Origin of the sequence: Streptomyces sp. NPDC058665 (assembly GCF_042714995.1) — a bacterium.
Classification (GTDB): domain Bacteria; phylum Actinomycetota; class Actinomycetes; order Streptomycetales; family Streptomycetaceae; genus Streptomyces.
The window spans coordinates 94,133-106,007 of the sequence record NZ_JBHXRX010000015.1 but is presented as its reverse complement, the minus strand read 5'-3'; the positions used below and the strand labels follow the sequence as shown (position 1 = coordinate 106,007).

The following is an 11,875-nucleotide window of genomic DNA, read 5'->3' as shown; positions in this document are numbered from 1 at the left end:
TGCGGCGCGCCCCCGGCCCCCGGACCATCCCCCCCTCCGCCCCCCCACCCCTGACCCCACCCACCCTCAAAACTCCCCACACCCAGCGGGCCCCCCCCCCGCCCACCCCCGCGGCGCCCCGCCCCTCTTTCGTCTCGCGGGGGTGGTGCGTGCCGTCAGAGCTTCACGCGAACGTCGTTGCGCAGCTTGGCGGTTGTGGCGGCGGCATCGTCCAGCGAGCCGGCCTTGCCCGTTATGGCGCTCGCCATGTCGATCGGCATGGTGAAGCCCAGGGTGGAGTGGTCGCCCCAGATGCAGATCGGGAAGCTCACCTCGGACGGGCCCTCGGACTCGCCCGTCTTCATCTTCGCCGACTGGCACTTCAGCACGGCTCCGTCGAGGCCCTCGGGCTCGAAGGACTCGGCGTTTCCGTCGAACGCGGGAACGTCCTCGTCGCTCTCCTTTTCCGACTCCGACTTGAGGTAGGCGAACATGGCGTCGACGGCCTTCTCCGGGTCGTCGATCTCGCCGTACACGCCGCCGAACTGGAGCAGCTTCCCGGCCAGCGGGTTGTCCTCCGAGCCCGACTGGTACCCGGCGTTGACGTCCTTCGCGTTCTTGACGCCCCACTTCTCGGCGTCCTTGAGGTCGTCCTTGGTCATGCCGCCGGTGTCGTTCTCGCTGCCCTCGCTCTTCTTGTACTCGCCGTCGATCACCGTCGCCGGCGTGATCAGCTTGTGCGGGCCGTCGTCGGCGACTTCGCTGCTGCCTCCGCCCACCAGGAAGTACGCCCCACCGCCGATCACCGCGAGTGCCACGATGACCGCGCCGATGATCAGGCCCGTCTTCTTCTTCGGTGCGCCCTGCGGCGGCGGGAAGCCCGGGGCTCCGCCGTACGGGGGCTGCTGCGGCGGCTGGCCGTACGGGCCCGGCTGCTGCGGCTGGCCGTAGCCCTGCTGGGGGACTCCCTGGGGCGCTTGCTGCGGGTACCCGTAACTGGGCTCCGCCTGCGGCGGCTGCTGCGGGTACCCGTAGCCGGGCTGGCCCTGCGGCGGCTGCTGTCCGTACGGTCCGGGCTGGCCCTGGGGCTGCTGCCCACCGTACGGGCCCGGCTGGTTGTAACTCATGTGCTCTGTCCCCTCCAGATGCTTATGCGTATCCGACATCCTGACTGAAGGAGTGGCGTCATGGACCATCGGGGGCGCACCGTTACCGAACTATCCCGTTTCAGTGCGGAGCTGTGACGGCTCTAAACTGTGCGGGTGACCGAGAACTCTCAAGCGCAGCCCGCAGCCAACCCTGAACTGCCGACCCAGTACGCGCCGGCCGAGGTGGAGGGGAAGCTGTACGAGCGCTGGGTAGAACGCGGCTACTTCGAGGCTGACGAGAAGAGCGGGAAGCCGCCGTACACGATCGTCATCCCGCCGCCGAACGTCACCGGCAGCCTGCACCTCGGCCACGCCTTCGAGCACACGATCATCGACGCCCTGACCCGCCGTAAGCGCATGCAGGGCTACGAGACGCTGTGGCAGCCCGGCATGGACCACGCCGGTATCGCCACGCAGAACGTCGTCGAGCGGGAGCTGGCGAAGGAGGGCAAGTCCCGGCAGGACCTGGGGCGTGAGGCCTTCGTCGAGCGCGTCTGGCAGTGGAAGGAAGAGTCCGGCGGCCAGATCTCCGGTCAGATGCGCCGTCTTGGCGACGGAGTCGCCTGGTCCCGTGAGCGGTTCACGATGGACGACGGGCTGTCCGCGGCCGTTCAGACCATCTTCAAGCGGCTCTTCGACGACGGACTGATCTACCGCGCCGAGCGCATCATCAACTGGTGCCCGCGCTGTCTCACCGCGATCTCCGACATCGAGGTCGAGTACCAGGACGACGACGGAGAGCTGGTCTCCATCAAGTACGGCGACGGGGACGAGACGCTCGTCGTCGCCACCACCCGCGCCGAGACGATGCTGGGTGACACCGCCGTCGCCGTCCACCCGGACGACGCGCGCTACGCCCACCTGGTCGGCAAGCGGATCAAGCTGCCGCTCACCGACCGTACGATCCCGGTCGTCGCGGACGAGCACGTCGACCCCGAGTTCGGCACGGGCGCCGTCAAGGTGACCCCCGCCCACGACCCGAACGACTTCGAGATCGGCCGCCGCCACGACCTGGCCAACATCACGGTCATGGACGAACGGGCCGTCATCACGGCGCCCGGCCCCTTCCGGGGGCTCGACCGCTACGAGGCACGCTCCACCATCGTCGCGGCGCTCCGCGCGGAGGGCCGGATCGTCGCCGCGAAGCGGCCGTACGTCCACTCCGTCGGCCACTGCTCGCGCTGCAAGACGACCGTCGAGCCCCGTCTCTCGCTCCAGTGGTGGGTCAAGGTCGGCCCGCTCGCCAAGGCTGCCGGCGACGCCGTCAGGGACGGCCGGGTCGCGATCCATCCCAAGGAGATGGAGTCCCGCTACTTCGCGTGGGTCGACAACCTCAACGACTGGTGCATCTCACGGCAGTTGTGGTGGGGCCACCGGATTCCCGTCTGGCACGGTCCGGACGGCGAGACCGTCTGCGTCGGCCCGAACGACGAGCCGCCGACCGGCGAGGGCTGGAGCCAGGACACGGACGTCCTGGACACCTGGTTCTCGTCCGGTCTCTGGCCCTTCTCCACGCTGGGCTGGCCCGAACAGACCCCGAGCCTGGAGAAGTTCTATCCGAACTCGGTCCTGGTCACCGGCTACGACATCCTCTTCTTCTGGGTCGCCCGGATGATGATGTTCGGTCTGTACGCGATGGACGGCACCCCGCCGTTCCACACCATCGCGCTGCACGGCATGGTCCGTGACCAGTTCGGCAAGAAGATGTCGAAGTCCTTCGGCAACGCGGTCAATCCGCTGGACTGGATGGACACGTACGGGTCCGACGCGGTCCGCTTCACGCTCGCCCGGGGAGCCAACCCTGGTGTCGACGTGCCCATCGGCGAGGACTGGGTCCAGGGCTCCCGTAACTTCGCCAACAAGATCTGGAACGCCACCCGTTTCGCCATGATGAACGGCGCCACGGTCGAGGGCCCCCTGCCCGGTGCCTCGGAGATGTCCGCCACCGACCGGTGGATCCTCTCGCGGCTCAACGAGACCGTCGCGCAGGTCGACGCGTACTACGAGGACTATCAGTTCGCGAAGCTCAGCGACGCCCTCTTCCACTTCGCGTGGGACGAGGTCTTCGACTGGTACGTCGAGCTGTCCAAGACCACGTTCTTCGCGGGTGGCGAGCAGGCCAAGGTCTCCGGGCGGGTCCTCGGTGAGGTCCTGGACGTCACCCTGCGCCTGCTGCACCCGGTCGTCCCGTTCGTCACCGAGACGCTGTGGACGACGCTGACCGGCAAGGAGTCGGTGGTCATCGCCGACTGGCCCGCCGACTCGGGCTTCCGGGACCCGGCCGCCGAGCGGGAGATCGAGCAGGTCCAGCAGGTGGTCACCGAGGTCCGCCGGTTCCGCGCCGACCAGGGTCTCCAGTCGGCCCAGAAGGTCCCCGGCCGGCTCGACCTGTCCGCCACCCCGCTCGCCCCGCACGAGGCGGCGATCCGGCAGGTGCTGCGGCTCCAGGCGGCGGGTGACGGCTTCCAGGCGACCGCGACCCTGCCGGTCGCCGGTGCCTCGGTGGAGCTGGACCTGTCCGGCACGATCGACGTCGAGGCGGAGCGCAAGCGCCTGACGAAGGACCGGGACGCGGCCGAGAAGGAGAAGCAGCAGGCCACGGCGAAGCTCGGCAACGAGGCGTTCCTCGCGAAGGCCCCGGACAACGTGGTCGACAAGATCCGCGGCCGGCTGGCCAAGGCCGAGGCGGACATCGAGCGGATCACGGCCCAGCTCGCGGCTCTCCCGGAGAGCTGACGGCCGCGGGAGGTTCCCTACGGGGCGGGGGCGGCATCAGTGTCGTACCCGCTCCGTAGACTGGTCCCGTGAGCGAGCACCAGCCCGACCAGCCTGACCAGCCCGGCGAGTACGACGAGGATTTCGACGACATCGTCCACGCCGAGACGACCCGCGACCCCGACCTCGCCGTGATCGAGGCCGGAAGCCGTACGCTGCGCGCCCGGACGGGCCCCGCGGGCGGCGACGCCGTTCCGGCCCGGCCCACCGACCCGGAGGTCGACAAGGCGCTGCGCGCCGTCGAGCAGGAGCTGGCCGGCCGCTGGGGCGAGACCAAGCTGGAGCCCTCGGTCACCCGCATCGAGGCGCTGATGAACGTGCTCGGCGACCCCCAGCGGGCGTATCCGTCGATCCACATCACCGGCACCAACGGCAAGACGTCCACGGCCCGCATGATCGAGGCGCTGCTCGGCGCCTTCGACCTGCGCACCGGCCGTTACACCAGCCCGCACGTCTCCTCGGTCACCGAGCGGATCAGCCTCGACGGCCAACCGATCTCCCCTGAGCGGTTCATCGAGACGTACGACGACATCAAGCCGTACGTCGAGATGGTCGACGGCGCGCAGGACTACCGGCTCTCGTTCTTCGAGGTGCTCACCGGCATGGCGTACGCGGCCTTCGCGGACGCCCCGGTCGACGCCGCGGTCGTCGAGGTCGGCATGGGCGGCACCTGGGACGCGACGAACGTCATCGACGCCACCGTCGCCGTCGTCACCCCCATCGACCTGGACCACACCGACCGGCTCGGCTCCACACCGGGCGAGATCGCCGTGGAGAAGGCCGGGATCGTCAAGCAGGGCGCGACCGTCGTCCTGGCGCAGCAGCCCGTGGACGCGTCGCAGGTGATGCTCAAGAGGGCCGTCGACGTGGACGCGACGGTGGCGCGCGAGGGCATGGAGTTCGGCGTCGTCTCCCGCGAGGTCGCGGTCGGCGGCCAGATGCTGACGCTGCGGGGTCTGGGCGGCGAGTACGAGCAGATCTTCCTCCCGCTGTACGGCGCGCATCAGGCGCACAACGCGGCGGTAGCGCTGGCCGCGGTCGAGGCGTTCTTCGGGATCGGCGCCGAGCACGCGCGGCCCATGGACCTGGACACGGTGCGCTCGGCGTTCGCCTCCGTCGTCTCACCGGGCCGGCTGGAGGTCGTACGGCGCTCGCCGACGGTCGTCCTGGACGCGGCGCACAATCCGGCGGGCGCGCGGGCCGTCGCGGCGGCGGTCGGTGAGTCGTTCGGCTTCAGCAGACTGATCGGGGTCGTCGGCGCCAGCGGCGGCAAGGATGTCCGAGGGTTCCTCGAAGCCCTGGAGCCGGTCTTCGCGGAGATCGTCGTCACGGAGAACTCCAGCGACCGGGCGATGAGCGCGGATGATCTGGCGACCGTCGCCGTCGAGGTGTTCGGCGACGACCGCGTACAGGTCGAACCGCGGCTCGACGACGCGCTGGAGGCGGCGATCACGCTCGCCGAGGAGGACGAGGAGTACGCGGGCGCCGGGGTGCTGGTGACCGGTTCGGTGATCACGGTCGGCGAGGCCCGGCTGCTTCTGGGAAGGGGCTGATCGTATGCGTACGCTCTGCGCGTCGACGCTCATCGGTGAGTTCTTCGTGATCGGCTTCGCCGGGCTCGTCGCCATGAAGTCCGACGATCTGTCGATGGCCACCGTGTGGACGGTCTGCGGCATCGCGATGCTGCTGTCGCTGCTGCTGTGCGGAATGATCACCAGGCCGGGCGGGGTCCAGCTCGGCTGGGCGTTCCAGGTCGCGCTGGTCGCGGGCGGTTTCATGGTGCCGGTGATGTTCTTCCTGGGGGTGCTCTTCGGCGCGCTGTGGTGGGCATCGGTGCACTACGGGCGCAAGATCGACACGGCGAAGGCGCGGTGGGCCGAGCAGACCGCCGCCCGGACGCCGGCGGAGCCGCAGACCTAGCCTGCCTCCGTACCTGGACCGGGTACGGCAGGTCACGCGCGCACCTGTAGCCTCACACCACTTCACCCGTTTGCCCGCAGCGAATGCCCGCAAGGAGCCGCACACCATGACCCAGCGCACTCTCGTCCTCCTCAAGCCGGACGCCGTCCGCCGCGCTTTGGTGGGAGAGATCATCGGCCGCATCGAGCGCAAGGCCGGCTGGAGCATCACCGCGCTGGAGCTGCGCACACTCGACGAGGGCACGCTGGAGCAGCACTACGGCGAGCACAAGGGCCGGTCGTTCTACGAGCCGCTCATCGAGTTCATGGCGTCGGGCCCGGTCGTCGCGCTGATCGTCGAGGGCGAGCGCGTCATCGAGGGCGTACGCGCCCTGGCGGGTCCCACTGACCCGATCGCCGCAGCGCCGGGGTCCATTCGGGGGGACTTCGGGACGATCGTCCGGGAGAACCTCATCCACGCTTCGGACTCCGAGGAGTCCGCCATTCGGGAACTGAAACTTTTCTTTCCCGACCGCTGAAAGACACCTCTTACCCTGGTCTTTTCTGATCAAACGTCAGCCGTACAGCGCTGACGGCGCCTGCGGCGACCGACGGAATTCGGCCACGCCCGGCATATGCGGAGCCAGATCGGGAACGCATGGCTGCGACACCTCGTCATCTTTATTAGAGGTGGATCAACAGGTAGATCTACCGCGCCGCTTCAGCACATGCGGCACTACGATGGAAGCCTCCACGCCACAGCATCCACCTCGCCATCCTGAAAAGCCGTCAATGCTCGATTTGGGAAGGCCAGACGCATCCTCATGGGGAACAAGATGTCGTTCATCGGCCGTGACATGGCTGTCGACCTCGGGACCGCCAACACGCTGGTGTACGTCAGGGGTCGGGGGATCGTGCTCAACGAGCCGTCCGTCGTCGCCATCAACACCAACACGGGCGGCATCCTCGCGGTCGGCGCCGAAGCGAAGAAGATGATCGGCCGGACACCGGGCAACATCGTTGCCGTCCGGCCGCTGAAGGACGGTGTGATCGCCGACTTCGAGATCACCGAACGCATGTTGCGCTACTTCATTCTCAAGATCCACAAGCGTCGTTATCTGGCCCGCCCGCGGGTCGTCGTCTGTGTGCCCTCCGGCATCACGGGAGTCGAGCGACGCGCCGTCATCGAGGCGTCCACCCAGGCGGGCGCCCGTCAGGTGCACATCATCGAAGAGCCCATGGCCGCCGCCATCGGCTCGGGTCTTCCGGTCCACGAGGCGACCGGCAACATGGTCGTGGACATCGGCGGCGGCACTACCGAGGTCGCGGTGATCTCGCTCGGCGGGATCGTCACCGCCCAGTCGATCCGGGTCGCCGGCGACGAGTTGGACAACGCGATCATCCAGCACATCAAGAAGGAGTACTCGCTCCTCCTCGGTGAGCGCACCGCCGAACAGATCAAGATCACCATCGGTTCGGCCTACGACCTCGACAAGGACGAGCACACCGAGATCCGCGGCCGCGACCTGGTGTCGGGGCTGCCGAAGACCGTCGTCATCTCGGCCGCCGAGGTCCGCAAGGCCATCGAGGAGCCGGTCAACGCCATCGTGGACGCGGTGAAGACCACGCTCGACAAGTGCCCGCCGGAGCTCTCCGGCGACGTCATGGACCGCGGCATCGTCCTCACCGGCGGCGGCGCCCTGCTGCGCGGCCTCGACGAGCGGCTGCGCCGTGAGACCGGCATGCCCATCCATATCGCCGAGGACCCGCTGGATTCGGTGGCTCTCGGCTCCGGCAAGTGCGTAGAGGAGTTCGAAGCCCTCCAGCAGGTGCTCGACGCCTCGCCGCGCAGATGACCCCGACTCCGCGCAGATCATGAAAAGGGCGAATATCCCCCGGGCCCCTCAACAGGCCCGGGGGACACCCCATATGGAACGCTGACGTCCCGGCCGGTGGATCGTTGATATACAGACAAGACCAATCCGATGCGCCAATTGAGACGAATCCCTTACGGGGGATTCCCGCGATTCGCACGAAAATATCCGACGAGGCATTCCAACGAGGAAGGCACGGCCGCCGCACGTGAGGGACACACGAGAGAGCCGGCTGCTCCTGGTGCTGCTGATCGCCATCGCGTTCGCACTGATCACGGTGGATATCCGCGGCGGAGAGGCATCACCCGTCGACGGTGCCCGACAGGCCGCCGCCTCGGTCTTCGGCCCCGTCCAGGAGGGGGTCTCCAAGGCCGTCGACCCGGTCGGCAACGCCATCGGGGCCGTACGGGACTCCGGTGACCGGCACGACCGCGTCAGCCTCCTGGAGCGGGAGAACGTGGCGCTCAAGCAGCGGCTCGGCAGCGACGAGCGCAACCGCAGCCGCGTGAAGGAACTGGACAAGCTCCTCAAGACCGCGGGCGCCGGCCAGTACGGCATAAAGGCCGCCGAGGTCATCGCCATAGGAGCGGCCCAGGGCTTCTCCTGGACCGTGACCATCGACGCGGGCGCCGACGACGGCCTCAAGCGCGACATGACCGTACTGAACGGGGACGGGCTCGTCGGCCGTATCACCACCGTGGGACCGGGCACCGCGACCGTACTGCTCGCCAACGACCCGGACTTCACCGTCGGCACCCGGATGGAGAACGGCGACGAACTGGGCTTCGCCACCGGCCAGGGCGACCAGCCCTTCAACGTCCAGCTCCTCAACGGCAAGGCCAAGGTGAAGAAGGGTGACCGGCTGGTCACCTTCGGATCCAGCAAGGACCGGCCTTTCGTACCCGGGGTGCCGGTCGGTCAGGTCGTCCGCGTCGACCCGTCGGGCGGCGGCCTCACGCGTGACATCTTCGTCCGCCCGTACGTCGGCTTCACCAAGCTCGACATCGTCGGCGTCGTCGTCCAGGCGCCCCGCGAGGACCCGCGCGACATGGTCCTGCCGAAGAAGCCCGCCAAGCCCAAGCCCACACCGACCGTCACTGTCACGGCCACCCCGTCGCCCAACGGCCAGGACCAGCCGGGCGACGGCCAGGTCAACGAGCAGGAGTAGAGCTGATCCCCATGCGCTTCAACCGGATGCTGCTCTCCGTCACCCTGGTCGTGGTCGCGCTGGTCGTCCAGGTGTCCGTCCTCGCCCGCCTCCAACTCCCCGGCGCCGTACCCGATCTGCTGCTCCTGGTCGTCGTCGCGCTCGCCCTGGTCTACGGGCACACGAGCGGCGCGCTCATCGGCTTCGGCGCCGGACTCCTCGCCGACATCGCCCCGCCCGCCGACCACGCCGCGGGCCGGTACGCGCTGGTGCTCTGCGTGATCGGCTATCTCGCCGGACTCGCCAAGCCCGACCACGGCCAACTGCGCACCGCGCTGGGCCCGATGGTCGTGGTGGTCGGCGCGGCCGTCACGACGACGCTGCTGTACGCGGGAGTCGGTGCCCTCGTCGGTGACACCGCCGCCCGCCATGTCGGCCTCACCAACCTGGTCGTCACCTCCGCCATCTACGACCTGTTGCTCGCACCGTTCACCGTTCCGCTGATCATGGCCCTGGCCAGACGCGCGGAGAACGATCCGCTCGCCGACAAGTCCAGCGGCGGCAGCGACGTCGCCTCCGGCTGGCTGGCGGCGGGCACCGGACTGCGGATCGGGAACCAGCGCGGGGGGCTGCGCATGAAGACGGCCAGGTCGCGTGCGGCCCGCGCCGGACGGATCAAGGGGGTCAAACGACTGTGAGCAACATTCCGGAGACCGGACGGACGCCCAGGGTCCAGGTCCGGCTCGTCATCATCCAGGTCCTCGTCTTCTCGCTCCTGCTCACCCTCGGCGGACGGCTCTGGTACCTCCAGGTCCGCAACGGCGCGGAGTACACGGACGAGGCCAAGAACAACCACGTGCAGCAGGTCGTCCAGCCGGCCGTCCGCGGCTCGATCCTCGACTCGCAGGGCGTGCCGCTCGCCGACAACGAGACCCGGCTCGTCGTCTCCGCCAGCCGCACCGAACTGATGAAGATGCAGGACAAGGGGAAAGCGGTCCTCATCCGCCTCGCCGGCATCCTCGGGATGACGCCGAAGGAGGTCGGGGACAAGGTCAGGCTCTGCGACAACGAGACGCCGCAGCCCTGCTGGAACGGCTCGCCCTACCAGCCCATCCCCGTCACGGACGAGGCCACCACCCAGCAGGCCCTCCAGATCCGCGAGCGCGCCGAGGACTTTCCCGGCATCACCGCCGAACCGACCGCCGTACGCCGCTACGCCGCGCCGGGCAACGCCAACACCGCCCAGGTGCTGGGCTATCTCTCGCCGGTCACCGACGAGGAGATCACCGAGGCGCAGGACACCGACTCGCCGTTCCTCCGCTCCGACCAGGTCGGCCGCTCCGGTCTGGAGCGCACGTACGACAAATACCTGCGCGGCGACGCGGGCGTCACGCGCTACGAGGTCGACAACCTCGGCCGGGTCATCGGACAGGCCAAGAGCGACCAGGCGGAGCCGGGCTCCAACATCATCACCTCCATCGACGCGCGCGTGCAGGCCGTCGCCGAGTACGAGCTCCAGGAGGCGATGAAGGCCGCGCGCAAGGAGCACGACCGCAACACCAACCAGAACTACAAGGCCGACGCGGGCGCCGTGGTGGTCCTGGAGTCCAAGACCGGCCGTGTCGTCTCTATGGCCTCCCAGCCGACGTACGACCCCAACGCCTGGGTCGGCGGGATCTCCGCGAAGGACTACGCCAAACTCACCAGCAAGAAGTCCAACTTCCCGCTGCTGAACCGGGGGATCCAGTCGCAGGCGGCCCCCGGCTCGATCTTCAAGGTCATCTCGTCGACGGCGGCGGTCAAGGCCGGATACGACTTCAACGGCAGCTACCCGTGCCCCAGTTCGTACTCCATCGGCAGCCAGGTCTTCAAGAACTTCGAGTCCCAGGGCTACGGCAGCATCGACCTCGGCCGCGCGCTTGAGGTCTCCTGCGACACCGTCTTCTACGGTCTCGCGCACAAGGAGTGGCAGAAGGACGGCGGCAACAAGCCCAGGAAGGGCGCCAACGACTACTTCTACAAGACCGCCAAGGAGTTCGGCCTCGCCAAGGAGACCGGCATCGACCTCCCCAACGAGGTCGCGGGCCGCATCCCGGACCGCCAGTGGAAGCAGGACTTCTGGGAGGCCAACAAGGCCGGCTGGTGCAAGCAGGGCAAGAAGGGCGGCACATACGTCGAGCAACTGGCCTACGAGGGCTGCCTCGAAGGCAACCAGATGCGCGCCGGTGACGCGGTCAACTACTCGATCGGCCAGGGCGACACGCTCGTCACCCCGATCCAGATGGCCACGATCTACGCGGCGATCGCCAACGGCGGCACGATGTACGACCCGAGCGTCGGCAAGGCGATCGTCAGCCCCGACGGCAAGAAGGTCACGGAGATCAAGCCCAAGTCGCACGGCAAGCTGCCGATCGACGGCAAGCTGCGCGACCAGCTGGACAAGGCACTCGCGGGGGTGGCGACCACCGGTTCGGCCGCGTGGCGGTTCGGCGGCTGGCCGCAGGACAAGATCCCGATGCACGCCAAGACGGGTACGGCCGAGGTCTACGGCAAGCAGACGACCTCCTGGTTCGCCTCGTACACCGAGGACTACACGATCGTGATGACGATCTCCCAGGGTGGTACGGGCTCCGGAGCGTCGGGTCCCGCCGTGCGCAAGATCTACGAGGCGATGTACGGCCTCGACGCGAAGGGCGGCCAGAATCTCAAGAAGGCCCTGATGCCCGAGCCGCGCGGGGCACTGCCCAAGATCGAGCCCGACGGCACGATCGACGCGCCGTCCATCAAGCCCTTCGAACCGGACAAGGCGCCGCTGGACGGCAACGAGATCGCGCCAGCCGGTGACAACAACGGACTGGTGCCGCAGGCACCGGACGACACGGGCCAGGCACCGGGCACCGGACAGCCACCCGGCGACACGGGTCAGGCGCCCGACACCGGTCAGGCACCGGACACCGGTCAGGCACCCGGCGGCGGGCAGCCACCGGCGGGTCCCGGGCGGCCGGCGAACGACAACGGACAGCTCGCGGGCGCACCCGCGCGGAGGGACTGACG

9 protein-coding genes are annotated in these 11,875 nt (G+C 68.7%); 8 read left to right on the top strand and 1 reads right to left on the bottom strand.

The genetic code is table 11. From position 1 onward, the window contains the following. Positions 1–155: 155 nt before the first annotated feature. Positions 156–1,106: a hypothetical protein gene (locus ACFWV8_RS12475; RefSeq protein WP_384200265.1), complete on the bottom strand. Its 951-nt coding sequence runs from the start codon at positions 1,104–1,106 to the stop codon at positions 156–158. A gap of 135 nt (positions 1,107–1,241) precedes the next feature. Here ACFWV8_RS12475 and ACFWV8_RS12470 point away from each other — a divergent pair, with 135 nt between their 5' ends. The 8 genes from ACFWV8_RS12470 (at position 1,242) to mrdA (ending at position 11,873) form a co-directional block, all read left to right on the top strand. Further along, complete coding sequence (locus ACFWV8_RS12470) at positions 1,242–3,863, top strand: valine--tRNA ligase (RefSeq protein ID WP_384200263.1); 2,622 nt, start codon at positions 1,242–1,244, stop codon at positions 3,861–3,863. 68 nt (positions 3,864–3,931) lie between these two features. Then, positions 3,932–5,455: a bifunctional folylpolyglutamate synthase/dihydrofolate synthase gene (locus ACFWV8_RS12465; RefSeq protein WP_384200261.1), complete on the top strand. Its 1,524-nt coding sequence runs from the start codon at positions 3,932–3,934 to the stop codon at positions 5,453–5,455. Between the two features lie 4 nt (positions 5,456–5,459). Then, positions 5,460–5,822: a DUF4233 domain-containing protein gene (locus ACFWV8_RS12460; protein ID WP_384200259.1), complete on the top strand. Its 363-nt coding sequence runs from the start codon at positions 5,460–5,462 to the stop codon at positions 5,820–5,822. Positions 5,823–5,928: 106 nt separating this feature from the next. Then, a complete protein-coding gene (gene ndk, locus ACFWV8_RS12455; protein ID WP_384200257.1) occupies positions 5,929–6,339 on the top strand; it encodes a nucleoside-diphosphate kinase in 411 nt (136 codons plus the stop codon). Between the two features lie 297 nt (positions 6,340–6,636). After that, positions 6,637–7,656: a rod shape-determining protein gene (locus ACFWV8_RS12450; RefSeq protein ID WP_031231655.1), complete on the top strand. Its 1,020-nt coding sequence runs from the start codon at positions 6,637–6,639 to the stop codon at positions 7,654–7,656. A 226-nt stretch (positions 7,657–7,882) separates the two neighbouring features. Then, complete coding sequence (mreC, locus tag ACFWV8_RS12445; protein WP_329387694.1) at positions 7,883–8,842, top strand: rod shape-determining protein MreC; 960 nt, start codon at positions 7,883–7,885, stop codon at positions 8,840–8,842. Between the two features lie 11 nt (positions 8,843–8,853). Then, positions 8,854–9,519, top strand: coding sequence for a rod shape-determining protein MreD (gene mreD, locus ACFWV8_RS12440; protein WP_329387698.1), 666 nt, complete (start codon positions 8,854–8,856; stop codon positions 9,517–9,519). Further along, positions 9,516–11,873: a penicillin-binding protein 2 gene (gene mrdA / locus ACFWV8_RS12435; protein WP_384200255.1), complete on the top strand. Its 2,358-nt coding sequence runs from the start codon at positions 9,516–9,518 to the stop codon at positions 11,871–11,873. The genes mreD and mrdA overlap by 4 nt, the downstream gene beginning before the upstream one ends. Positions 11,874–11,875 lie beyond the last annotated feature (2 nt).